Origin of the sequence: Rhizobium sp. BK212 (assembly GCF_014197475.1) — a bacterium.
Classification (GTDB): Bacteria; Pseudomonadota; Alphaproteobacteria; order Rhizobiales; family Rhizobiaceae; genus Rhizobium; species Rhizobium anhuiense.
This window is the reverse complement of record NZ_JACIFS010000009.1, coordinates 187,196-212,296: the sequence shown is the minus strand read 5'-3', so window position 1 is coordinate 212,296 and position 25,101 is coordinate 187,196. Positions and strand designations below refer to the sequence as shown.

19 protein-coding genes are annotated in these 25,101 nt (G+C 60.7%); 8 read left to right on the top strand and 11 right to left on the bottom strand.

All coding sequences use genetic code 11. The features are described from left to right. Positions 1-23 precede the first annotated feature (23 nt). The 4 genes from FHT79_RS25530 to FHT79_RS25515 all read right to left on the bottom strand — a co-directional run bounded on the left by FHT79_RS25530 (position 24) and on the right by FHT79_RS25515 (position 4,455). Complete coding sequence (locus FHT79_RS25530; protein ID WP_047616977.1) at positions 24-1,262, bottom strand: ROK family transcriptional regulator; 1,239 nt, start codon at positions 1,260-1,262, stop codon at positions 24-26. 41 nt (positions 1,263-1,303) lie between these two features. Beyond that, positions 1,304-2,146 (bottom strand): carbohydrate ABC transporter permease, encoded by an 843-nt coding sequence (locus tag FHT79_RS25525; protein WP_063474038.1) that lies wholly within the window; start codon positions 2,144-2,146, stop codon positions 1,304-1,306. Further along, positions 2,143-3,072 carry a sugar ABC transporter permease gene (locus FHT79_RS25520; RefSeq protein ID WP_047616681.1) on the bottom strand — a complete coding sequence of 310 codons (930 nt, stop codon included), beginning with the start codon at positions 3,070-3,072 and terminating at the stop codon, positions 2,143-2,145. The genes FHT79_RS25525 and FHT79_RS25520 overlap by 4 nt, the downstream gene beginning before the upstream one ends. An 84-nt stretch (positions 3,073-3,156) precedes the next feature. Beyond that, the gene (locus tag FHT79_RS25515; RefSeq protein ID WP_047616940.1) at positions 3,157-4,455 is read right to left on the bottom strand and encodes an extracellular solute-binding protein; all 1,299 of its coding nucleotides are present in this window, start codon (positions 4,453-4,455) and stop codon (positions 3,157-3,159) included. Positions 4,456-4,849: 394 nt separating this feature from the next. Between FHT79_RS25515 and FHT79_RS25510 the strand changes: the two genes are divergently transcribed. Continuing rightward, positions 4,850-5,896, top strand: coding sequence for a Gfo/Idh/MocA family oxidoreductase (locus FHT79_RS25510; protein WP_183904418.1), 1,047 nt, complete (start codon positions 4,850-4,852; stop codon positions 5,894-5,896). 8 nt (positions 5,897-5,904) lie between these two features. Here FHT79_RS25510 and FHT79_RS25505 read toward each other — a convergent pair whose 3' ends face one another. After that, a complete protein-coding gene (locus tag FHT79_RS25505; protein WP_183904417.1) occupies positions 5,905-7,044 on the bottom strand; it encodes an ROK family transcriptional regulator in 1,140 nt (379 codons plus the stop codon). Positions 7,045-7,262: 218 nt separating this feature from the next. Between FHT79_RS25505 and FHT79_RS25500 the strand changes: the two genes are divergently transcribed. Further along, a complete protein-coding gene (locus FHT79_RS25500) occupies positions 7,263-10,289 on the top strand; it encodes a glycoside hydrolase family 38 C-terminal domain-containing protein (RefSeq protein WP_183904416.1) in 3,027 nt (1,008 codons plus the stop codon). 338 nt (positions 10,290-10,627) lie between these two features. Beyond that, the gene (locus FHT79_RS25495; protein ID WP_183904415.1) at positions 10,628-12,622 is read left to right on the top strand and encodes a methyl-accepting chemotaxis protein; all 1,995 of its coding nucleotides are present in this window, start codon (positions 10,628-10,630) and stop codon (positions 12,620-12,622) included. Here the strand turns inward: FHT79_RS25495 and FHT79_RS25490 are convergent. After that, positions 12,592-13,557, bottom strand: coding sequence for a LysR family transcriptional regulator (locus FHT79_RS25490; protein ID WP_183904414.1), 966 nt, complete (start codon positions 13,555-13,557; stop codon positions 12,592-12,594). The two genes, FHT79_RS25495 and FHT79_RS25490, sit on opposite strands and share 31 nt — an antisense overlap. Positions 13,558-13,681: 124 nt before the next feature. On the opposite strand from FHT79_RS25490, the gene FHT79_RS25485 reads away from it, so the two are divergent. Next, positions 13,682-14,518 (top strand): alpha/beta hydrolase, encoded by an 837-nt coding sequence (locus FHT79_RS25485; protein WP_183904413.1) that lies wholly within the window; start codon positions 13,682-13,684, stop codon positions 14,516-14,518. Positions 14,519-14,580: 62 nt separating this feature from the next. Here FHT79_RS25485 and FHT79_RS25480 read toward each other — a convergent pair whose 3' ends face one another. Then, positions 14,581-15,219 (bottom strand): TetR/AcrR family transcriptional regulator, encoded by a 639-nt coding sequence (locus tag FHT79_RS25480; RefSeq protein WP_028759227.1) that lies wholly within the window; start codon positions 15,217-15,219, stop codon positions 14,581-14,583. A 164-nt stretch (positions 15,220-15,383) separates the two neighbouring features. Here FHT79_RS25480 and FHT79_RS25475 point away from each other — a divergent pair, with 164 nt between their 5' ends. Beyond that, positions 15,384-17,846, top strand: coding sequence for a glycoside hydrolase family 3 C-terminal domain-containing protein (locus FHT79_RS25475; protein ID WP_183904412.1), 2,463 nt, complete (start codon positions 15,384-15,386; stop codon positions 17,844-17,846). A 100-nt stretch (positions 17,847-17,946) separates the two neighbouring features. On the opposite strand, the gene FHT79_RS25470 is transcribed toward FHT79_RS25475, so the two are convergent. Together FHT79_RS25470 and FHT79_RS25465 are read right to left on the bottom strand one after the other, a co-directional pair. After that, the gene (locus FHT79_RS25470; protein ID WP_063474043.1) at positions 17,947-18,483 is read right to left on the bottom strand and encodes an OmpA family protein; all 537 of its coding nucleotides are present in this window, start codon (positions 18,481-18,483) and stop codon (positions 17,947-17,949) included. A 13-nt stretch (positions 18,484-18,496) separates the two neighbouring features. Beyond that, positions 18,497-19,171, bottom strand: coding sequence for a L,D-transpeptidase (locus tag FHT79_RS25465; protein WP_047616699.1), 675 nt, complete (start codon positions 19,169-19,171; stop codon positions 18,497-18,499). Between the two features lie 425 nt (positions 19,172-19,596). Here FHT79_RS25465 and FHT79_RS25460 point away from each other — a divergent pair, with 425 nt between their 5' ends. Together FHT79_RS25460 and fhuF are read left to right on the top strand one after the other, a co-directional pair. After that, positions 19,597-21,780 (top strand): TonB-dependent siderophore receptor, encoded by a 2,184-nt coding sequence (locus tag FHT79_RS25460; RefSeq protein ID WP_183904411.1) that lies wholly within the window; start codon positions 19,597-19,599, stop codon positions 21,778-21,780. A gap of 2 nt (positions 21,781-21,782) precedes the next feature. Further along, complete coding sequence (gene fhuF / locus FHT79_RS25455; RefSeq protein ID WP_183904410.1) at positions 21,783-22,571, top strand: siderophore-iron reductase FhuF; 789 nt, start codon at positions 21,783-21,785, stop codon at positions 22,569-22,571. 136 nt (positions 22,572-22,707) lie between these two features. On the opposite strand, the gene FHT79_RS25450 is transcribed toward fhuF, so the two are convergent. Continuing rightward, positions 22,708-23,199: a GNAT family N-acetyltransferase gene (locus tag FHT79_RS25450; protein ID WP_183904409.1), complete on the bottom strand. Its 492-nt coding sequence runs from the start codon at positions 23,197-23,199 to the stop codon at positions 22,708-22,710. A gap of 163 nt (positions 23,200-23,362) precedes the next feature. Between FHT79_RS25450 and FHT79_RS25445 the strand changes: the two genes are divergently transcribed. Continuing rightward, positions 23,363-24,022 carry a sigma-70 family RNA polymerase sigma factor gene (locus FHT79_RS25445; protein ID WP_183904408.1) on the top strand — a complete coding sequence of 220 codons (660 nt, stop codon included), beginning with the start codon at positions 23,363-23,365 and terminating at the stop codon, positions 24,020-24,022. Here the strand turns inward: FHT79_RS25445 and FHT79_RS25440 are convergent. Next, complete coding sequence (locus FHT79_RS25440; protein WP_183904407.1) at positions 23,913-25,100, bottom strand: PLP-dependent transferase; 1,188 nt, start codon at positions 25,098-25,100, stop codon at positions 23,913-23,915. The two genes, FHT79_RS25445 and FHT79_RS25440, sit on opposite strands and share 110 nt — an antisense overlap. Between the last annotated feature and the right edge of the window lies 1 nt (position 25,101).

Here is a 25,101-nt window from a genome sequence, read left to right as displayed (position 1 = left end):
TCCCTGGGGCCTAGCTGGCCGTTTCAATTGTTCAGGCGATCCATATTCTTGAGTGGCGAACGTGTGCGTTGAGCAGCATCGGCCGATGCGAGCATCAGGGCCGCCGCCATCGGCATGACCGCCGCCCCCATGGCCGAAGCATCCTCTCCGAGCGAGGCACGGTGAAGCGAGGGAAGGTTGGTGTCCTCGGCGTCGAGATGCTCGTGCACATACCGCAGCAGCTCGTCGACGATACGGATCGGCAGCCGGCCGCCGACAAGGACGGCATCGGGATCGACGATCATGCCGATATGCTTGACGGCGACGGCCAGATGCGCGCTCATTTCCTTCAGCCACTGTGAAACCAGGCGCCTGCCCTGTGCATCCAGCGTCAGCAGATCGTGGGGAACGCTGACCTCGACGCCGTGCCGGGCAAGAAAATCATAGAGGAAAAACAGCGAGAATATCTCGCCGAGAAGCTGGACCTTGTGTGCCTTCTCGTCCCGGTCATCGGCAATTGGGAGCCAGCCGATCTCGCCGCTGAGGCCCATGGCGCCGCGATGACCGTTGCCGTCAAGCACCAGGCCTCCGCCCGGGCAGGCATTGATGGCGATGTAGAAGAAGCTGCTGCTTTCAGCACCCAATCCGTAATCGAGTTCGGCAAGGGCCGCGGCATTGGCTTCGTTTTCGATGAAGACAGGATGCTGCGTCAGGTTCTCCAAAGCAGCGCGCACATCGAATGAAGTCCATTCCTGATAGGTGTCGGGCTTGCCGAGGAGCGAAATCTCGCCGAGCCAATCCGGCATGGCGAGACCGATACCGGCCAGGCGCGCGTCGTCGATCAGGCGGCTGCGCTGGAAATGCGAAATCGCATCGGCGGTGAGCTGCAGGAATTCCGCCGGCAGGATGAAGCGCTTTTCGTGATGCACGCGGGCACGGACATTGCCGACGGCATCAACGGCCAAGATCGTCAGATGGTCGCGATCGATGTTGATGCCGATGGCAAAACAGGCATCCGGATTGATCTCGAGTTCGATTGCCGGCTGGCCGCGCAGGCCGTGTCGCCGGCGGGCTTCCATGATCAGGCCTTCGTCCAGCAGGCGATCGACGATCCGGGCGATCGCCGGTTTGGTAAAACCCGTCCGCCTGGCGATTTCGGCGCGCGAAATCGGCGCCTGGCGATGGATGCAGCGCAGGACGACCGCCCTGTTATGCTCGCCGGCATCTTCGACATTGGCGCCGGTCAGATCCGGGGACAGCCTGGCGCCGAGTGTCTGGTTCATCGGGTCAAATCCTTCATCGCGCATGGAGACAGAACCGACCCTCATCCCTTGACGGCGCCGCTGGTCATCGCGCCGAGGATCAGCCGCTGCAGCGACAGAAAGGCCACGATCGCCGGAACGACCGAGATCAGGCAGGCGGCGGCAAGCAGTTGAATGGACGAGTCGGTTTGCATGCCGCGGAAGTTAAAGATTCCGACGCCGATCGGCATCAGGTCATTTTTCGTGAGCAGCAGGAAAGGCACCAGGAATTGCGACCAGCCGGCAATTACCGTGATGATGAAGACCGAGGCGATGCCCGGCGCCGACAACGGCAGGATGATGCGCCAGAACACCGAAAACCTGTTGCAGCCGTCGATCATGGCGGCTTCGTCGAGGCTGCGCGGGATGCCGTCGACCGTGCTCTTCAAGAGCCATGTCGCCAGCGGAACGCCGAGCGCGATATAGACCATGACGACGGCAAAATGCGTATCCAGCAGGCCGAGCCGGTTCATGTAGCGGTAGAGTGGCACCATGATGACAAGCGGCGAGATCATCTGGAAGAGAAGCAGCGCCATCATCGACAGGCCTTTGCCGCGGAATTGAAACCGGGAAAAGGCGTAGGCTGCGGGCAATGCCACGATCAGCACGCCGAAGCCGCTCAAGGCTGCAAGCTTGAGGCCGTTCCAGAGATAGAGCGGAAAATAGCTGTTGTTCAGGACGGTGATGAAATTGTCGATGGTGGGATTGTTCGGAATATACCGCGCCACGCCGCGATAGATCTCGCGCTTGTCACGCATCGCCATCGACAAGAGATAGGTGAGGGGCCCGGCGAAGAATACGAACATCGCCAGCATGAACAGATAGCTGAAGAAATCGCCGAGCCGCGTTCCTGTCCGTCCGCTCATTGCTCTTCCTCCTTCGGCAGGAATGACGCGTAGACGAAGGCAAGTCCGAGGCTGATGATCAACATAAGCACGGAAAGCACGCTGCCGCCGGAGAGGTCGTAGTTTCTGAAGACGATATTGAAGACGTAGAGCGAGATCACCTCGGTCGCGCGCCCCGGTCCGCCGCCTGTCAGCGTGATGATCGCATCGAAAGTATTCACGGTCTGGATGGTGATGAGGATCATGTTGACGAGGATTGCGGCGCGCAGCTGCGGAAGCGTGACGAAGAAGAACTGCTGCGATGCGGTTGCGCCGTCCACCTCCGCCGCTTCGTAGAGCGAGGGATCGATCGCCTTCAGTGCCGCATACATGACGACCATCGAAAAGGCCGTGCCGCGCCAGATGTTCGATATCAGCGTCGACCATGGCGCCATGGCCGGATCGGAAAGCCAGGCGACAACAGGCAGATGCATCAGCCGCAATATGCTGTTCAGCGCGCCGTAAGGCGCTTCGGAAAAGAGCATCTGCCAGATGATGCCGCCGGCAATACCCGGCACGACCCAGGCGACGAGCGCTGTCGTCCTCAGGATGGTGGTGCCGAACAGGCCGCGCTTTTCGCCGCGAATGACCGTGACGGCGACCGCAAGGCCCAGGATCTGCTGGCCGATCACGCTGCCGCCGACGAAGATCAGGGTTGCCCAGAGAATGTCGGGCAGCTGCGGCGAGCTCAGCGCATTGGTGATCGACCCGAGCGTATATTCCTGATTGTCGCCGATCAGCGTCGCATTGGTGAAGGAGAGTCGGAAAACGTCGATGACGGGATAGAGGTAGAAGATGCCGATGACGACGATCACGGGCATGATCCAGGGCAGGGGCGCGCCGGCGAAACGACGCATGAACGTTCTGCTTTGAGGCGGGCTGTCAGCCTCGATGGCAATGGGGCTCATTGGGCCTCTCTGTCCGGGTTGGCAATGTCGACGGCGCCTGAGGGCAGGCGCCGTCGCGATTGGAAGCGTCACGGACGCCCGGCACTACAGCCGCTTGTAGGCCTCCAATGCGGCGTTGAAGGCGGCATTCAAAGCGTCTTCCGGCGTCTTGGTCCCCGAGAGCACGTCGCCCATCATGATCTGGATCTGGTTGGAGATCTCGGGATAGATCGGTACGCCGGGGCGCGCCTGGCCGTCGACCAGAGCCTTGGCGAAGGTCTTGTTGGCTTCGGTGGAGAAGACCTCATACTTGTCGAAGAGCGATTTTCTGGTCGGCAGCTGCTGCTGCAGCGCATTTGCCGGCCCCATATAGACCTCGCGTGCGAGGTTTGCGCACATCTCGATCTTGTCCTTGTCCTTGCTGAAGGAGGCGATCGTCCAGCCGCCCGTGCCGGTCGAGAGTTGATCGGCCGCGGGGCCGGGGATCGGTGAGAAGGTCCAATTCTTGAACTCGTCTTCTTCAAGCGTCGTCTTCAGCTGCGCATATTGCCAGTTGCCGCCGATGAAGAGCGCCGTCGTTCCCGCTGCCGCCGCAGCATTCATGTCGTCATAATTCGCGATCGTGGTGACGCGTTTGGGCGCGGCGCCGGAATCGACGAGATCCTTGAAATAATTCAGCGCCTTCAGGAATTTCTCCTTGTTCTCGCCTTCGCCGAACACAGGCTTGCCGCTATCGTCGACGAGCTTGCCGCCCAGCGCCCAATAGTTCGCCAGCCAGTCGAAGGTCGTACCTTCCCAGCGTCCGCCGTTGAAGAGAACGCCTTCCATGCCTTCCTTGGTGGAGGCGAGCGCAGCCTTTTTCAGGTCGTCCCAGGTCTGCGGCGCATCTGATACAATCGACTTGTTGCGGTAGAGCACACGAAGATCGGTATCCCACCACCATGCGCGGACCGTCTGGTCCTTATCGGTGATGCCGCTGCGGATGAAGGGGAAGAGGTCGTCCACTTCCTCCTTCGAAAAATACGGCGTGAAGTCCGCCAGCACGTGATTGACCATGAACTGCGAGAGCACGAAGGAGTCGACCGCGGCGCAGTCGGGCGCGTTGCCGGCCTTGGCCTGCTCCAGCATCTTGGCCTGTTCCGTGCCGATATCCGACGACATGAACTGCATCTGCAATTTCCAGTCGGGATGCTTCTTGATGAAATCGACGAAGAGCTTCTGATAGCCCTCGGCGATGGCCGGATCCGAATTGTTCGGACTATCGTTCGTCAGGCGGACGACGAGGGATTTTGGCGCATCGGCAAGGCCGATCCTGTCCTTGGTGGCAAGTTCCTGGGCAAATGACGTGGATGCTGAAAATAACATTGTGCTCAGCGCAAATGCGCTGACGGTGGCGCTCTTCATGATGGGTCTCCTCCCCATTTGAACGAATACAGCCTGGCGGTCGGTTGACCTCTCCTCAATTCCGTGCTGCATTAATTAGATTAAGTTACTTTGATTTGATGTCAAGCCACAGCTTGGAAGGCCAGAGCCTGGGAGGTTGAGATGCTGGCGACAATCAACAGCAGCTAGCGCATAATTTCCGAAAATCGAGATCGATTTCTGGAAAAGGATCCGCGCCATTAAAGCGATGGAGCGTGCTGTCGGGCGCATGGCGCATCGACCGAAATTTTCCTGAAGAAGAGGACGAGGCGATCGCGGATGGCCGCGATGGCAGGAGTGCGATTTTGCCCGGCCGCGCTGCCGGAATCAGCTCTGACACACCCGCGTCCGATAGGACGCGCCAAGGGAGGATAAGATGCGTTTACTCATTCTCGGTACCGGCGGCATGGCCAACCAGCATGCCGCCAACTTCAAGGCGATCGAAGGCGTCAGCGTCGTGGGCGGCGTCGACGTCGTCCCGGAAAGGCTCGCCGCCTTCTGCCCCGAACATGGCATCGCCAACCATTTCACGTCTCTCGAAGAGGCGCTCGCCTGGGGCGAGTTCGATGCGGTGGCGAACGTCACGCCTGATAGCATCCACCACCCGACGACGCTTGAGGCGATCGCCGCCGGCAAGCATGTCTTCTGCGAAAAGCCGCTCGCCACCGATGCGGTCAAGGCGATGGAGATGACCGAGGCGATCGAACGATCGGGCAAGGTCGGCATGGTCAATTTCACCTATCGCAACTCGCCCGCCCTCCAAAAAGGCCGGCAGATGGTGCTCGCCGGCGAAATAGGGGACGTGCGCCACGTCGAGGCGTCCCATCTGCAAAGCTGGCTGGTCGGCCGTCACTGGGGCGATTGGAAGAGCGAAAGCAAATGGCTGTGGCGGCTGAGCAAGAAGCATGGATCGAACGGCGCGCTCGGCGATATCGGCATCCATATCGTCGATTTCGCCTCCTACGGTTCCGGCCTCGACGTCGCCCATGTCTTCGCGCGACTGAAAACCTTCGACAAGGCGCCGGGGCACAAGATCGGCGAATATGATCTAGACGCCAATGATAGCTTCACGATGAATGTCGATTTCACCAATGGCGCGATCGGAACGATCCAGGCGACGCGCACGGCGGCCGGGCAGATGGATCAGCTGCGCCTCCGGGTCTATGGCGAAACCGGCTCGATCGAGATGATTTACGATACCGGAAAGTCGACGCTTCGCGCCTGCCTCGGCGAAGACGTGCACACGGCGACCTGGCGCGACGTGCCGTTCGATCCGGTCGAGACGAATTACCAGCGTTTCGTCCAAGCCGTGCGGGCGGGCAGGACGCAGGAACCGTCCTTCCGCCGCGCCGCCAATATCCAGAAAGTCCTGGATAAGGCGCTGGCCTCCGATCTTAGCCACACCGATGAAGCGCTCGGCTGAGCCGGCTCTCAAGCGGAAGCCGGCGGCAGCAGCAAAGTGTTGAGGAAGGGCAGGAGGGCAGCCCCCAGCGCAACGCCGCCGCCGCTGAAGCTCGCCGGTTTCATCGGCGAAATCCAGGGTGTCAGCAACGGTCTCGTGGAGGTGTCGCGGCGCTCGATCGAAAGCTGATGGATCAGCGCTTCGATCACGCCCTGCGGCAGATCGCTGCCGATCAAGACGACGCTCGGGGCAAGGAAGCCGGCCATGGCGATGATCGGATCGAGCAGATGGCCGGCGGCTTCCCGTATCCATTGCGACAGCGATGGCGAGGAGATTTCCTCGCCCTTCAGCAGGCGGGTGAAGTCCTGGTCGCCGATCCGCGATCGCAGTGACTCGAAACCGACGACGGTGTTCAGCTGAACATTGTCCGGGCCGGTCAACATTTCGCCGATGCTGCCCGCCCTGCCATGCACGCCGGAATAAGGAATGCCGCGAATGAGAAAACCGGCCTGAATGTCGTCATCGATGATGATCATCGCCAGTCCGCCTTCCCTGGCGGAGCTGCCGATCGTGCGTTCGGCGAGAAGGCTCGCCGTGCACTCGTTCTCGACATAGGGATGCGCGATCGTCGACATGGCGGCGATTTGATCGCTTTGTTCGTCCGTCCAGTCGTTGGCGGCGATGCCAAGGCCGATGATCGGCAATATCGCGTGGCGATCGACCATGTCCCTGACGGCCGCGTGCACCAGCTTGACCTTGTCTGCTGGATCCAGGCCGAAATAGACCCTGTCATGCACCTGGCCGCTAAGATCGATGAGGACGATCTCACCGCGCCTGTGGCGAAGCTTGACGCCGATCGAGAAAGCGCCTTCCGGGCGCAGGGCAAATTCGCTCGCAGTCGCTCCGCCGCCGGAACCGTGGCGGCGGTTGGAGGTGACCAGCTTCTCCTCGGCCAATCGGCGGAGAATATTGGTAATGCCCGGGCCGGTCAGGCCGCAATGCCGGCCAAGCTCCATCCGCGTCAGCGGACCATGGCGGCGGATGGCTTCCAGGATGACGCGAATGTTTCGATCGGCGATTTCACCGGATCGCAGACCGACTGTTTTGGCACGCGGGGCGCCCGTGTCCTGGGTTTGAAGCCGACGCGGCCCTGATCGAAGATACCGCATGGTCGCCGTCCTTAGAGCTACATGAAGCTTGTGTATCACTCCTGCGTCCACCGCAATGAATTTCTTACGGGCTTGACGGGAAATCAAAGTTACTTAATCTAAAGCTCTCGGAATTGCTTGGAGGAGGAGACCGGGCAAATCGCGATGCCGGTCGCACCATCTTCATCTCCCAAACTATGACCACGGATTGTCGCCGTCGATTTTCAACAGGATAAGCCATGCCTCTGACCATTGCCCAGCGTCTCGATCGCCTGAAAGTCCGCATTGCCGAGCTCGCTCATTGGCGGGATCGACACAGTGCTGCGATCGACGGCTGGACCTTCGAGGGCGAGCCGATCGCACATCACCAGGATTGGCCGCACCGCCAGGGGGTGGTGCATTTTGCTGCAACCGCCGAGGTACCCGAAGCGTGGCCTCTCGACGATATTCGCCTGCAGCTCGATCTCGGTGGCGAGAGCCTGATTACGCTGAGCTATCCCGACGGCGAGACGGAAACATTCGGTCTCGATCCCTATCATCAGGAATTCCCGCTGAAGGGCCGCCGCTTTTCAATCGCAACGGAAACCGTCGCCCGTTTTCCGTTCGGCGAGCCCAATCGCGCTCCGCGGCTCAACAAGGCCCGGTTTATTTGGCTCGACGGTCCCGCTCACCGTCTGCATCTTTTGTTGAAGCAGGTTGCCGAGGCGATCGAGGTGCTCGGCGAGCATGAAGTCGTGCCGCATCTGATGGATGCCGCCGAGGATGCGCTGCGCAGCCTCGACTGGCCGTCGGATACGGCGGCTTACATCTCCCGCACGTCAGGCGCGGTCATGCAGCAGAAAATCTGGGAACTGCCGGAGCTTGAAGCTAATCCGGCGGGCCTCACGGACGAGCAAAGCGCTTCGGCAGCCGTGGCCTTCGAGGCTCTGACGGCGCGGCTGAAGGAGCTGCAGAAGCGCTTTCCGCCGAATGGAGAACTGCTGCTCACGGGGCATGCGCATATCGATCTCGCCTGGCTCTGGCCCTATCGCGAGACGCGGCGGAAAATGCGACGCACTTTCAATACGGCGCTGTCGCTGATGGAGCGCTCCGATGATTTCCGTTTCAATCAATCGACCGCCCATTATTACGCGCAGATGGAAGAGGAAGACCCGGACCTTCTCGAGCGCATCAAGCAGAAGGTCGCCGAAGGTAAGTGGGAAACCGTCGGCGGCATGTGGGTGGAACCCGATACGAACATGCCGACCGGCGAAAGTCTCGCCCGTCAGGTTCTCTACGGCCAGCGTTATTTCGAGAAGACCTTCGGCACGCGCCATACGGTCTGCTGGCTGCCGGATTGCTTCGGCTTCTCCGGCGCCCTGCCGCAGATCCTGAGACAGGGCGGCATCGACAGCTTCTTCACGATCAAGGTCAATTGGAGCGAGACCAACCATATTCCCTCCGATCTCTTCTGGTGGAAGGGGCTCGACGGCAGCCGGGTGCTGACCCATACGTTCGACAATCCGATGCAGGGTTACAACGGCTTCGTTCAGCCCGATTGCTTCGTGCCGACATGGAAGAATTTCCGCGGCAAGACGCAGCACGATACGTCGCTTCTGGCCGTCGGCTACGGCGACGGCGGCGGCGGCGTCACGCCGGAAATGGTCGAGCGCGAAGTGCAGCTGCGCGATTTCCCAGCGATCCCGCAGGCACGCTGGGGCACCGTCAAAAGCTATTACGAGCAGGCGCACCGCACTGCCGGGGAAAAGACCCTTCCCGTGTGGGACGGTGAAATCTATCTCGAACTGCACCGCGCCACGCTGACGTCGCAAAGCGGCGTCAAGCGCAAGCATCGCCAGGCCGAACGTGCGCTGATCACCGCGGAAACCATCGCTTCACTGGCGCATATGCTCGGAGCAGGCCGGCCCCAAAGCCTCGAAGCCGATTGGCGCGTAGTGTTGAAGAACGAATTTCACGACATTCTGCCGGGCTCGAGCATCCGGGAAGTCTATCAGGATGCCGAGCAGGAACTGGGCGGGGTCATCGACCATGCCAAGGCCGAGCAGGCAAAGTCATTGCAGGCGCTGTCGGCCAATCTGCCGAAGGGCGGGGTTGGAGACGCCCTCGTCGTCGTCAATCCGTCTCTTGCGGCCAGGCCGCTCAGCACAACGCTCTCCGATGGCACGGTCGTCGCGGCCGCCGATCTCGTCGCCCCCTTGTCCGTCGCGGTCTTCGACAAGCGTGCGCTCAAGCCGGCGGGCGGGCTGAGGGCAGGCTCCGACCGTCTCGAAAACGACCACATCTCCGTCGCCATCGGCGGGGACGGCGCGGTTGTCAGTCTCATCCACAAGGCAACGGGCCGGGAAGCGATCGACGGCTCGGCAAATCAGCTCTGGGTCTATCCGGCCGACAAGCCGCGCAATTGGGACGCCTGGGACATCGATGCCGATTATGCCGAAAAGGCCATTCGCCTCGATGCGCCGGAGAGCATCGCCCTCGTCGAAGAAGGCCCGCACCGCGCAGCGATCCGCGTCATTTACCGCTACCGGAATTCAAGCGTCACGCAGACCTATGTGCTGACGGCCAACGCCCGGCGGCTCGATATCGAAATGACGATCGACTGGCACGACCGCCGCACCCTTCTGCGTACGCTGAACCCGGTCGCCGTCCAGGCCCGGAAGGCGACGTTCGAATGCGCTTTCGGCGTCGTCGAGCGGGCAACCCATACGAACACCTCCTGGGAACAGGCGATGTTCGAGGCTGTCGCCCATCGCTTCGTCGATATCAGCGAGCCGGGCTTCGGCGTCGCGCTGCTCAACAATGCCAAATATGGCCATAGCGCCCGCGGCAATGTGATCGGCATGAGCCTGGTGCGCGGGCCGATCTATCCGGATCCGCTGGCCGATGAAGGTGAGCAGAGCTTTACCTATGCGCTGATGCCGCATGAGGGTGCCTGGCATGAAGGCGGTGTTCTCGACGAGGCGATCGATCTCAATCAGCCGCTCGTCGCGGCCGAAGCCAGCGGCCTCTCCGCCGGCACTTTCGCGCCGCTTACCGTCAACGGCACACCCGTCGCTTTCTCGGGCCTGAAGCCGGCGGAAGAAGGCGATGGCCTCATCCTGCGCCTCTACGAACCGGCCGGCCGGCGCGGCCGGCTCTCCCTCGGCCTGCCTTCCGGATGGGCGGCATCGCAGCCGCTGAACATTCTCGAAGAGCCGATGGAGCGGATTGGACCTGCCGACATCATACCGTTCGAAGTCAGGACCTGGAGGCTGCAAAAAGCCTGACGCCGCTTGCCTGGGAGATCACGCTCCGCCGCTTCGTTTGCGGCGGAGCAGTTACCGGGCGCAGCCCGTACAACCGGGCTGGTCGCCAGCGATGTCCGCTTTCGGCATTCATTATCCCGATCGCGCAGACAAGTACCAAGCGCGGCGAAAATGGAACTTTTTATTAGTTTCTTATCGGCTGTTAGTCGGCTGTGGCCACGACAAAAAGACTCCCCTCGAAAGCGAAGGTGATCTCGGAACGTCGGTCGCATAGGTGGCGATCGAATGAAGTCGATCACCCATTCCGTAGCCGGCAGGGGATATGAGGACTCCTGTTTGCGCTAAGCAGGAACTGACACATGCCCGCAAGTATTTTTTCGCGCATCAGCACCAAACTGGCCATGCTTTCCGCCATCGGCATTTTGCTGGTTGCGGTTATGCTCCTTACCGTCTGGCAGGGAGGCCAGCATGTCGCTCAGCGCGCGAAATACCGGGACGAGCAGTTGATCGTCTCGCGCGATCTGGTCGATGCCAAGGCGTCGTTGCGCGGCCTGCAGGTCGGCGTGCGTGATCTGCGTCTCGCCACTTCCACGGATGAGATCGCCAAGGCAGCCGACTACATCGCCGCACGCCATCACTCCGTTATGAAATATCTGGACGATGCCATGGAGGGGTTGCGATTGCAGGTCAACAGGGACCGGATCGTGAAGCTCAAGGCGTTGGGCGACAGGCTTTATGCCGCCACCGACGATATGGCCGAAATCGTCAAGGCAAAGCTTGCCCTCAAGGCCGGCGATCCTTCGCTTAACGCAAAGGAGAAGGACGTTCAGGTAAAATTGTTGGCAATTTCAGACGAGACAGCCCAGCTGATCGATGAAGGGGTGGACGCCGCAAAGGCGATGGCGACAAAGGCTGAGGAAGAGGCGGATGCCGGCGCTCTTCTCGTTCTAAGCCTCAATCTTGGCATCGGCCTGCTGACCATCGCCACGCTGATCGGCGCTGCGGTCTTTGGCGCTCGCGTGATTGCAAAGCCGATCGGCCGGATTACCGCAAGCATGAGCAAGCTTGCAGAGGGCAATCTCGCTGCCGAAATCCCCTTCTCCAATCGGCGCGACGAAATCGGCCAGATGGCCCGCGCCGTCGAGATCTTCAAGCAAAACGGCATCAAGGTGCGTGAGTTGGACGCTGCCGGTGCGGATAAGCGGGCGAAGGTCATTGAAATGCAGATGAACATCGACGCGGTCATCACCGCAGCGGTTGCCGGAGACTTCACGCGTCGCGCCGTCGTGGAATATGGCTATCAGGACCTGAACCAATTCGCATCGGGCGTGAATGACCTCGTTGCGGCAGTCAACCGCGGAATCGCCGAGACCTGTCGCGTGGTTGCTGCGCTCGCCGACGGCGACCTGACCGAGAACATGAGGGGCGAATTCCAGGGCGCCTTTGGCGAGCTCAAGGAAAACGTCAACGCGACGATGGTCAGCCTGCGCTCCGTTCTCGGCGAGGTGCGCGCCGCTGTCGACATCATCAACGGCGGCGCCGGCGAAATGCGGATTGCCTCTGGAGATCTGTCGAAACGCACCGAGCAGCAGGCGGCGTCGCTGGAGGAAACCTCCTCTGCCCTGGAGGAGATCACCGTCGCAGTGAAGAACTCGACCGAGCGGGCACTGGAAGCCAGCCACATGGTGGATGAGGCGAAGAAAAACGCCGGGCAGTCGAGCGCCGTCGTGAGCCAGGCCGTTTCGGCCATGGGGCGGATCGAGCAGGCCTCCGGCGAAATCGTCCAGATTATCAACGTTATCGACGAGATCGCCTTCCAGACCAATCTTCTGGCGCTCAATGCGGGGGTCGAGGCGGCACGCGCCGGTGAGGCCGGCAAGGGCTTTGCCGTCGTCGCACAAGAGGTGCGCGAACTGGCGCAACGCTCGGCCAATGCGGCCAAGGACATCAAGGTGCTGATCAACCGCTCCAGCAGCGAAGTCCATTCCGGGGTGAAGCTGGTGACGGCGACGGGTGAGGCGCTTGGCGATATCCAGGGCCAGGTGGTCAAGATCGACGAGCATGTGCGCTCGATCGCCACGGCGGCAAGGGAGCAGTCGACCGGCCTCTCCGAGGTCAGTACTGCCGTCAATCAGATGGATCAGGTGACGCAACAGAATGCGGCGATGGTGGAGGAATCGACCGCAGCCACGAACCGGCTGGCGGACGAGGCGGCGAATCTCGCCCGATTGATCGCCCGCTTCAAACTGGATGCCGCTCAAGTAGCCCCACGCGCCGTCACGTCGGAAAGCAGACCGGCGATCTCTCCTGCGCGCGCGCTCGGTCAGAGGCTGGCAGGCGCATTTGGCAGATAAGTTGCCGTGGCGGCTGCCGTGATTGCCGCCGGTCGAAAAGCGTCAGGGCGGGCGGCAAAGTTCGCAACCACAAAATCCACGAAAGCGCGGACTTTTGGTGAAAGCTGACGATTGGATGGCCAGACGAGCGAGAGCGAACCGTACGGCACCATGAAGGAGGTGAGGACGGGGACCAAATTTCCGGTTCGCATATCGGGCTCTGCGACGTAGACGGGCAGATGCGCAAGGCCCAAACCGTCCCGTGCTGCTCGCAGACCTGCATCCGTGTTGTTGAATGTCAGGCTTCTCGGCAAAAGCAGCCGCTCGTATGGTGGGCGGAATGCCCACGGCGCGACACGACCGCTGGACGGGTATTTGAAGTGAATGCAGGCATGTCGGGAGAGATCATCCGGGGTCTCCGGTCGCCCATGGCGCTTGAGATAATCGGGACTTCCGCAAACGACGAAATGTTGATCGCCGAGATGGCGGGCAATCAATCGTGCATCGGCAAGCTCACCGCTGCGCACGACGACATCCAGGCCCTCTGCGACCAGGTCTATGACCCTGTCTTCGAAATCGATGTCCAGCTCGATCTCGGGAAATCGCTCGGCAAAGATCGGCAGGATCGGCATAAGAAGGTGATGTCCGACGATATGCGGCACGCTGACACGCAGGCGTCCCCTTGGGCGTTCCCGGCTTCGTGAGACTGTAGCCTCTGCGTCATCCATGTCGTCGAGGATGCGTTTGTAGCGCTCGTAGAGAACGGCTCCTTCCTCGGTCAGGCTGATACTGCGCGTCGTCCGGTTGAAGAGCCGCACGTCCAGCCGGCTTTCGAGGCGCGCCACGGCTTTTCCGATCGCCGACGGCGAAACTCCGGCAACCCTGGCGGCTGCGACATAGCTCTGTTGTTGTTCGGCGGCGTAAACGAAGGCGACAACGCCTGCGAGACTCTCCACATCAACACCCAATTGAAGACATTTTGTCCTTTATGTAAGTCCAGGAGCGGTAATTGATCAATATTGCATAGGAAATATCCTCTGTCTGAATGCGCGGCCAGCCAATATCAAAGGAGTGAGCGATATGCGGGACTATGCAAAAGAACGACCCGAGCACACGGAAAAATACATCGGAGAGAATGACTTATTTCTGGAAATATTTCATGGGCGCGGTGATTCAAGGCAGTCCGTTCGGCCGCCTTTGCTCTTCGTCCACGGCGCCTTTACCGGGAGCTGGATGTGGAGCAAGTACATTCCGCATTTCATATCGGCGGGATGGAACTCTTATTGCATCAACCTGCGAGGCCACTACAAAAGCAGGTCGGCGGATTTCACAAAAATCCTGTTTGAAGATTACCTGGAAGACATCCGGCTGGTGATCTCCGAAATCGTCGAAGAATGTGGAACTCCTCCCATCGTGATCGGATTCAGCATGGGAGGAATCCTGAGCCAAAAGCTGGCGGAAAGCGTGGGGATTGCCGGACTGGCGCTGATCGATTCCAGCATTTGCAGGGAAGTGCATGCCGAAGTTCCCTATCGCGATCTCGCGTTAAGAATGCCCGGCCTCGTGGTCTCCGCGCCCGCACGCGACGAGCAAATCAGTATCGATGAAACATTCGAGGATATCGCATTCCAGCGGAAGTACCTGTCCATGGAATCTGCAAAGGCATTCGGCGCATTTTCCTTTCATTTCGGCGCGGAGGGGATTTCCGTCGAAGGCGAGAGGATCACCTGTCCCAGCCTCGTCATTTGCGCCGTCAACGATGAATCCGATGATCATCGAGGCCGGGCGACGGCTCGCCACATCGGCGGCGAGTACCTGGGGCTCCGGGGTACGACACATACGGGTCTGCTTGTCGGACAGAGGTATTCCGAAGCGGTAAGCCGAATTATCGACTGGTTGGCGCGCTTTGATGGATGATAGATCTGCCGATCGGGCGTCATCCTCGATCGGCTCCCGAGCACAGAGCCGCAAGCCAAAGCTCAATCCTCCAGACCAAGGCTCGCCAGCAGGCGGCTGACATAGGCTTCCAACCCGCCGACCATATCGAAACGCGCGGGATCGCGCAGCCAGAGCATTTGCAGGCCATCCATCACCGCAATCAACTCGGCCGCTATCGCCTTGCCATCGATCCTGCCGTCTATCGAGCCATCGGCGACAGCCCGGTCGACGGTCGCGGCGATATCGTTCTGCAACTGGGTGGCGCGATTGAGAAACCATGCCTTGGCCGGGTGGTCCTTCATCAGGCTCTCGGCATTCAGGATAGCGAAGGCCCTGATGACCTCGACCATTTCGGCGTTACGGCGGAAGACCTCGACCATACCTTTGAGAAGGCCACGCAGGTCGGCACGATGGATGCCGATGAAGCTTTCGCTTTCGAGATCGCGCTTGTCCAGAATGGCGAGCAGCAGATCGACTTTGGTCGGGAAGTGGTGCAGCAGGCCGGGCAGCGACAGGCCGACGTCGCGGGCCACATCGCCGATGGCGGCATTCTGGTAGCCGTCTTCGGCGAAGCGCCGCATCGCGGCCGTCAGGATCTCCGCGCGGCGCGCCTCGCCCTTGCGGGATCTGCGTCGTCGCTTTTCCTCCTGTCCAGACTTCAATTCGGCAAACTCTGCCATCGTCTCTCCTCTTCGGCACTCTCAATCCATACATCAGGCTTAGGCGGTTGACATCTTAAAAATACCGAGTAATCGGTAGGTTTAAGAATTGCATGGCGCGGAGCAGTCGCGCACACCTGGCGCCGCCGCGCAGCGCCCGAATTCCAGTTCAAGGGGAGGTTTGCATGATCGATTCCATTCTCGACAAGATGACGCTCGAGGAGCAAGTCTCGCTGTTATCAGGCGCCGATTTCTGGACGACGGTTCCCGTCGAGCGTCTTGGTGTGCCGAAAATCAAGGTGACGGACGGACCGAATGGCGCGCGCGGCGCGGGTTCGCTGGTCGGCGGCGTCAAGGCGACCTGCTTTCCCACTGCCATCGCGCTCGGCGCCACCTGGAATCCCGATCTCGTCGGGCGCATGGGCGTGGCGCTTGCCCATCAGGCAAAGAGCAAGGGGGCCGCGGTGCTGCTAGCGCCCACGGTGAATATCCATCGTTCCGGTCTCAACGGGCGGAATTTCGAATGTTATTCCGAGGATCCGATGCTGACCGCGGAACTCGCCGTTGCCTACATCAAGGGCGTGCAGAGCCAGGGGATCGCGGCGACGATCAAGCACTTCGCCGGCAACGAATCCGAGATCGAGCGGCAGACCATGTCTTCCGATATCGACGAGCGGGCGCTGCGCGAAATCTACTTTCCGCCCTTCGAACAGGCTGTCAGGCGCGCCGGCGTGATGGCCGTCATGTCCTCCTATAACCGCCTCAACGGCACCTATACGAGTGAGCACGAGTGGCTGTTGACCAAGGTGCTGCGCCAGGAATGGGGCTTCGACGGTATCGTCATGTCCGACTGGTTCGGTTCGCATTCGACGGCCGAGACGATCAATGCCGGTCTTGATCTCGAAATGCCGGGTCCGGCGCGTGATCGCGGCGAGAAACTGGTTGCGGCCGTGCGCGAGGGGAAGGTCGAAGCGGCCACCGTGCGGGCGGCGGCGCGGCGTATCCTGCATCTGCTCGAGCGGGTGGGCGCCTTCGAGACGACGCCCGATCTCACGGAGCAGGCGGTTGACCTGCCGGAGGACCGGGCGCTGATCCGGCGCATCGGCGCAGAAGGCGCAGTCCTTCTGAAGAACGACGGCATCCTGCCACTTGCCAAGACTTCGCTCGACCGGCTTGCCGTCATCGGACCCAACGCTGCGAGCGCGCGCGTCATGGGCGGCGGCAGCGCGCAGATCGCGGCGCATTATACGATCAGTCCGCTCGAAGGAATCCGCGCGGCCCTTGCCAACGCCAATAGCGTCAGCCACGCCGTCGGTTGCCGCCATAACCGTCTGGTCGAAGTGTTCAAGGGAAAGATCACCGTCGAATATTTCAAGGGGCGCGGCTGCCAGGGCACGCCCATTCACGTCGAGACCGTCGACAAGGGCGAGTTCTTCTGGTTCGAGCTGCCTTCGGGCGAACTCGACCCCACCGATTTCTCGGCCCGGATGACGATGCAATTCGTGCCGGAGGAGAGTGGCGATCATGTCTTCGGCATGACCAATGCCGGACTGGCGCGGCTCTTCGTCGATGGCAGGCTGACGGTTGACGGCCATGACGGCTGGACCCGCGGCGAGAATTATTTCGGCACGGCCAATGACGAACAGCGCAGCATGGCTACGCTCGACGCGGGCCGAGCCCATGCCGTGACCGTCGAATATGACCCGCCGCTGGCGAACGGGCAGGGGATCAATCTCACGGCCATTCGGTTCGGCGTCGAAAAGCCCTTGGGTGAGGCCGATATCCAGGAAGCTGTCGAGATGGCGCTGAACGCCGATGTCGCGCTCCTCTTCGTCGGCCGCGACGGCGAATGGGATACCGAAGGTCTGGACCTGCCCGACATGCGGCTTCCGGGTCGGCAGGAGGAACTGATCGCGCGGGTTGCGGCTGCCAATGCCAACACCGTCGTCGTGCTGCAGACGGGCGGTCCGGTGGAAATGCCCTGGCTCGGCAAGGTCCGCGCCGTGCTGCAGATCTGGTATCCCGGTCAGGAGCTGGGCAACGCCGTCGCCGATGTCCTGTTCGGCGATGCCGAGCCCGGCGGACGCCTGCCGCAGACATTCCCCAGGGCGCTTGCCGACAATTCCGCAATCACAGGCGATCCAGCCGTCTATCCGGGTAAGGATGGCCACGTGCGCTACGCCGAAGGCGTCTTCGTCGGTTATCGTCATCATGATACACGCGCTGTCGAACCGCTCTTCCCCTTCGGTTTCGGCCTTGGCTATACCCGCTTCAACTGGGGCGAGCCGCGGCTCTCGGCCAACGAAATGGGTCCCGAAGGCCTGACTGTCAGCATCGATGTGACCAATGTCGGCGACCGCGCCGGATCGGAACTGATCCAAGTCTATGTGCGCTCGCCAAAGTCCAAGGTGGAGCGGCCGGACAAAGAGCTGCGCGCTTTCGCAAAGCTTTCGTTGCTCCCTGGTGAGACTGGCACGGCCGACCTGAAGATCCTGCCGCGCGACCTCGCCTATTTCGACGTCGAGGCCGGCGTCTTCCGCGCCGAAGCGGGCGGCTACCAACTGGTCGTGGCGGCGAATGCCGCGGATATTAGGTTCGTCATCGACCTGCCGTCACCACTCGAGTATCGGCTGCCGGCTTCGTATTAACGGCAGGCTGGCGGCCGATGTCGTATTTGAGCTGGGCCTAGCCGATACGGTCGATAGCGGTGGACGCCTCCGCGCCAGGCGTTGAGTGGCTGGAGCTGGATCAGGCCGCGTCGGGCTGAGTGCGCAGATTGGTGACGACGCGCCGGTTCTGCACCCTGCAGGAGCGCTCCGTGCAGTCGCGGACTTCGCGGTCGTTGCCGTAGCCCTTGGCCCACATGCGCCTGGCGTCCACGCCCTTCGAGACGAGATAGGCCATCGCCGCATCGGCGCGCTTCTGCGACAGCGTCTGCATTTTCGATGCGGAGCCGGAATCGTCGGCAAATCCCTGCAGCTTGAGCAGCCAGGTCGGGTTCTTGTTGAGCCAGATGGCCTGGTTATCCAACGTTGCCATGGCGACGGAATCGAGCGTGGCGGAATCTTGCGTGAAGTAGATCCGTCGGCCGACATTGAGGATGAAATCCTCCTCGCTGCCAGCCGCGACATTTTCGAAACCGGGCGCGGGATCGTTGGTCTGGCCGGTCATCGGCGCAGCCGTTGGTTCTTCCAGGGAGGCGATCTTGGTGGTGGAGCAGGCGGCAAGCGCCAGGAGCATGGCCGCGGCGAGAAGGCGCCTCGTATATCCGGTCATCGCAGACATCAGGGGATATTCCTTATTGGACCGGAGTTGCTTGACTGACCTGAGCTGCACTTTCAGCCTGATCGGCAATATGCGGCAGAACCTGTACAGCGGTGCCGATGGGGCAACGCTGGTAAAGATCGATGGCGTCTTCGTTGAACATGCGGATACATCCGCTGGAGGCATCCTTGCCGATGCTCCACGGCTCCAATGTGCCATGGAAGCGATAGCCGGTGTCAACGCCGTCGCGATGCAGGTACATGGCGCGGGGCCCAAGTGGGTTCTTTGGCGAGCCTCCGGCCACGAATTCCGGCAGTTCGGGATGGCGCTTGCGCATCTCCGGCGGCGGCGTCCAGCGCGGCCAAAGCGATTTAGCATCGATGGTGGCCCGGCCAAACCATTTGAAGCCCTCGCGGCCGACGCCGACGCCGTAGCGAATGGCGGTCTTGTTCTCCATGATGACGTAGAGAAAATGGTGCCGTGTATCGACGACGACGGTGCCGATCGGCTCGCTGCTGAAATATTTGACGACTTGGCGGTGCCACTTCCTGTCGATCTTGGCGAAGTTGGTCTTTTGGAAGGTCACGCCATTGTCGACGGCGGTGCCGGCAAAATTGGAAGACGCGACGGCAAAGGCGGGTTTCTGGATCGCACCCACGCCAAGTAACGCCAAACCACCAAGCAAAATATCCCTGCGGGTCCCCACCATCGGCAATATCCCCCTTAAAGCCAGCAGCGGAATATTAGTAAATCAGATTTTTCATTTGCGACAACAGAAAATTCTTCTCTTCCATAAAGACCGAGATCGCCTTTCCGGTTTCATGGGTCTGTATTGCTATGGTCGTTACCCCGGACGATCGTACGCCAGACAAACATACGGATCCCTCAAACGGACAGACAGTTGACAGTCGCCCGGGCCCCCCCCACTCCAGGCGCCCCGCACAACAGAACCGATTCCGATGGCAATTCACCTCTGCGCGAGCGTGCTGGCCCGATATCTGCGTGCAACCTCTTCGGGAGTGTCGAAGGCGTAGATTTTATCGATTAAAAGGTGACTAAAATAATCATCTTATGTTGACAAGGTCTCTTTCGCTCCATAGTTTCCGCCCGCATCCGAGAGGTAGGGACCAAGCAATGGCGCGTGTTTTTTTGAATGTTTCTAATAACGTATCGAGAATTTATAGAGATAGCCTATTTGTCACGACAGCGATCGTCCTGATCGGCATTGCAGCATCGCCGGCCGCAGCCCAGAGCGCCTCCACCGATGCCAATGCGACAGCGCTGGATCCGATCGTCATCGAAGGCGGCGCATCCTCTGATAGCAAGACCGACCGGACGTCCGTTGCTGCCAAGAACAGCTCGGCTGCGACCAAAATCAACACGCCGCTCATCGAAACGCCGCGTTCGGTCTCGGTGACCACCGAGAAGGAAATCGAGCAGCGCGGCGCGCAGAGCATCATCGAGGCCGTGCGTTATTCGGCCGGCGTGACGACCGGACCGAACGGCTTCGATCCGCGCTTCGATCAGATCTTCATTCGCGGCTTCAACATCACGACGGTCGGTGACTATCGCGACAGCTTGCGCCAGCCTTATATCAATTACGGTATGTTCCGCACCGATCCATATCAACTGCAGCGCGTCGAGGTGATCAAGGGGCCGGTATCCGTTCTCTACGGATCGGGATCGCCGGGCGGTTTGGTGAACAAGATATCGAAGCTTCCAACCGAAGAGCCGATCCACGAAGTCGGTATCTCCTACAGCACCAAGGATCGGGCTCAGGCGATGTTCGATTTCGGTGGGCCGATCAGCGAAGGGAACGACGATTTTCTCTATCGCATCGTCGGCCTTGCACGCCACGGCGACAACAATTTCGATATTGCCGACGACCGGTATTTCCTGGCGCCGTCCTTCACCTGGAAGCCCGACGAAGGCACGTCCTTCACGCTGTACGGCCTGGCGCAGTCCGACGAGACCGATGCCAATGTCGGCGCGATCACGACTGTCGACGGCAAGATTCTCGACATAAGGCAGAGCGATCCCGATTACGACTACCAGAAGGTCAAGCAGCAGCAGGTCGGTTATCAGTTCGAGCACGAATTCGACAACGGCCTGACGTTCCGCCAGAACCTGCGCTATTCGCATCTCGATCTTAGGGCTCGTTACCTCGGCGTTTCCAGCTGGACCGGTACTGTCGCCCATCGTAACGCCAGTTCGATCCGGGACGAGATGAACGTCTTCCAGGTCGACAACCAGCTCGAGGCAAAGTTCGATACGGGTCCCCTTGCGCATACGATGCTGTTCGGGCTCGACTACACCAATCTCCAGTCGAACTGGGGCTACGGCATCGGGGCGGTGAACTCGGCATTCGATTTCGATATTGCCAACCCGACCTATGGTGTTTCGGGCGCTACACCGGACTATAACTTCATTGTTGCCGATGCCGATATGCGCCAAGTCGGCATTTACGCCCTGGACCAGATCGAGGCTGGAAACTGGCGCTTCAACCTCGGCGGCCGCCAGACCTGGGTGAACCAGACGCGCGACACGACCTACCCCTCTTTCGGCTTGAACGACTCGGAAGACGTCAACAAGAATGCCTTCTCCTGGCAGGCCGGTGCGCTTTACCTCTTCGACAACGGCATTGCGCCCTTCGTTTCCTACGCGACCTCGTTCGATCCGGTGACCAACCGGTCGACATCCGGCAAGATCCTGGAGCCGACGGAGGGCGAACAGTACGAGGTCGGCGTGAAGTACCAGCCGCCCGGCACCGACATCCTGCTGTCGGCGGTCGCCTATCACATCGTCGAAAAAAACAAGCCTGTGCTGGTCAATCCGCTGACCCTTGCCTATGATTCGCTCGGCGAAGTGACGGGAAAAGGCATCGAGCTTGAAGCGCGTGCGGCAGTTGCCGACGGCCTCGACATCATTGCGGCCTACACCTACAACCATTCCGAGGTGACCGGAGGCGACAATGAGGGCAACACGCCGGCCTTCACGCCCGCGCATGTCGCAAGCCTCTGGGCCAACTATACTTTCCAGGAAACCAATCCCTTCAACGGCCTCTCGCTCGGCGCAGGTGTCCGCTACATCAGCAACAACTGGACGGACACGGCCAACACGTCCAAGAACCCGTCGAGCTTCTATGTCGATGCATCCGCCGCCTATGATTTCGGAGCGGTCGACAAGAAATACGAGGGCCTGACGGCTGCCTTCAATATCCGCAACATTGCCGACCACCGCGACACGGTCTGCAACGAGGGCTTCTGCTATCTCGGCCAGGGCCGCAACATGACAGCCACCTTGAAGTATCGGTGGTAGGCGTGGCGGCAGCGACGAACGGGGCATCTCGGCGCCGGAATTCGATCGCCGGTCATTCTGTCGCCCACCAGGCCGTCGACCTCGATGGCCTGGTGGGCGACAGTCCGTTCTCCTATTGCCGCGGTAAGTTGCTCAGCGCGCCACCGCAGACAGGCATCGTCGTTCCCTGCAGGGATCTTTGCGACCGGGCGATCTTTGACGAGGTCATTGGCCGTTATGCGCAAAAGTTTCTCGGCAGCGACCGCCGCGCGATCGTCTCCATGTGGACGCTCTACTATTTCAGCATGCTGACGATCGCTCCCAGCGTCCACATGTTCGTGCATCGGATCGGGCTGCCGCTGGAGATCGATCGGCTTTCCCTCGTCTGCAACGAACATACGGGCGAGCCGGAGGCATTCGTGATGTCCGAAAGGCCTGAGGCGACCACCGATCCGGCCGCTGAGCTTCACTGGCTGATGCGCGGCCATGTCGAGCCGGTAATCGCGGCGATCGCCGCCAATGCCGCCGTCGCTCCGAAGCTTCTCTGGAACAATGTTGCGGCTTATCTCTCCTGGATTCTCAAGGAGATCGCCCATCGCCACGAGCCCGGCCTCGTCGAAGGCGGGATGGCCCTGATGGAAGAGGCTACATGGCCGTGCGGTGGGCGCAATCCGATGTTCGGCATGATCCGCATCGCACGACAGCAATGCGGCCTCGAATTCGCCCGCCGGAAAGTCTGCTGCCTGCGCTATAACCTCCCGGGAGTCGGTGGCTGCGGTGAAGCCTGCCCGCTGCCGGACGGGCGCCATTAGAGCGCCGCGCGCACTTTTGGGCGCATAAAGGACGCTCTAACACTTTCAATCCTCCTATTGTGCTTGATCAGCCGCATCGGGGCTCCGACCAGGGCAGGCAGAAAAGCCTTTGCCTCCTTCGGCCGCCCTCGTCGTCTCAACGCATAGCCGCACCTTCCGGGACGTCGGCGAGCGGTTTGACCATGAACAGGCACGGATGGTCCTCGTGCCAGAGCTTTGCAAAGATCTCCGCGCGCACGAAGCCGTTCCGGTCATAGAAGCGCCGCGTCGCCTCGAATTGCGGCTCGTCGCCGCCGCGCGGGGCGAGCGTCTTGACCGTCAGCAGCCGGGCGCCCGATTCATGGCCGAAGCGTTCGGCCGCATCGATGAGATGACGCCCGGCGCCGCGACCGTGATGTTCGGGTCGTGTCGCAATCAGCGCGATCTCGACGGCGCCGGGCGGGTGCGGCTTAAGCGCCATCAACGCCGTCACGACATCTCCTTCGATATAGCCGAACACCGGCAGGTCTTCGACCGCCCGGGCGCTCGCTTCGATGACCTCCGGTTCTGAAAACCAGTCCGGCAAAGCCCCCATGATCGATCGGCAGAGCTCCGCCTTGCCCGTCAGGATCTCCACTGTCCTTCCCATTTTTTCTCGCTTTCATCAGGTCGATTTAAACTTGACTCTTGTTATCACCTTAAAATAGACACTGCAATCAAATCGTGTAGTTTCTCTCGAAGAGGCCCGCCAAGACCGCACCCGACCAGCAACGACAGAGCCTGATTTTCCATTTGTAAAAGGGTACAGGACAATGCAAGCATTGCATCGTGATGTGAACGGAAATGCCGTTGTCAACGCCATGATCGAAAACAAGGACAAGCTCCTTAAAACGATTGAAAGTGTTGTCAAATCAAAGTCATATTCGGAGGATATCTTTCAGGACGGAGTCATCAAAGCCTACGGGGTCAAGACCGACGGCATTCGCTGCCCGATCGGTTACGCCTTCCGGATGGTTTATAACCTTGCACTCGACGAGAGCCGCCGACGACGCCAGCAGATGAACAACTATAGGTCGATAGACCAGGTTCAGGAGATGACGGCTCCCATCCCCACTGTGCTCGACCAACTGGTCGCCGCCGAGACCTTGCGCTATGTGCTTGCCTCGCTCGAGGCGCTGCCGAAGCGAACCAATGACGCCTTCATTCGTCATCGCCTCAACGGCGTGCCGCAGAAGGACATCGCAGCCGAACTCGGCGTCTCAAGGACCCTCGTCAACTTCATGATCAAGGCGGCGGAGGAACATTGCCATCTGGCAATCATAGAACCTGCCTCCCGCCCTGATCATGCGAGCCGACAGGATCCTACCGTTTCGCTGCGTGCAGCGCCTGCTGCAAATCGCTCCACAGCAGTTCCGGCTCTTCCAGGCCAACGGCGAAACGAACCGTCTGCTCGCTCACGCCGAACCGGATAAAAGAAGTCATCCGGTCGGGGATCTGCAGCGCGACCTTGGCAGGGACCACCAGCGTTTCCGGTCCCCCCCAGCTGACGCCGAGGCGGATGTCGCGAAGGCTGTTTACGAAGCGTGCAACATCGATATCGGGATTGAGATCGAAGGCGAACAGCCCCGCATAACCCGTTAGCGTTGCCCGGCCGGGATGGTCCTGGAACACTGGATGACGAACGCGTGCGATCGCGGAATGCTCATTCAGCCGCCCGGCCAGCAAAAGCCCGCTGCGCTCGTGCTCTTTGAGACGCACGCGCAGCGTGCGCATGCCGCGCAGCAGCAGCCAGGCCTCGAACGGTGAAAGCTTGGCGCCGACATAGGGGTAGGACGTGGCATTGATCCTGGCGATGGCCTCCTTCGAGCCGACGACGACGCCGGCGACCGTATCGCTGTGACCGCCGAGATATTTCGAGGCGGCGTGAATGACGATGTCGACGCCATGCTGGATCGGTTTCTGAAACAGCGGCGTTGCCCAGGAATTGTCGATGACGGTGGTAACGCCGGCCTCCTTTGCCATGGCCGACAGCGCCGCAATGTCCTGAAGCTCGAAGACGAAGGATGTGGGGTTTTCGAGGTAGAGCAGCTTGGCGCCCGACAGCGCCTTGCGGACCTCGTCGTGGTCGGCAGGATCCACGAAGTCCACCGCGACCCCGAGCCTGCCGAGCAGCTTCACCAGAAGGCGGTAAACATCGTTGTAGAGGTGACGGACCGCAACGACCCGGTCGCCCGCCTGCACGAGGCTCAGAATTGTCGATGTGATGGCGGCCGTTCCGCTCGAGAAGGCACGTCCGTCCTCTGCGCCCTCGAGGCGGGCGACCAGGAGTTCGAATTCGCGGACCGTCGGATTGTCGCCGCGCGAATAGATATAGTTGCGGGTACGACCGGCGAAGACATCCTCCATCGCCTCGTAACTGTCGTAGGTGAAGAGGGACGTCTGGAAGATCGGCGGAGACACGGCGTTGAATGCTGCCGGATCGACAGGCGTAAAGAGATCGTCGGCGGTCGCATGGGCGCCAAGGTCGTGCGGGTTGATCGACTGGTTCATG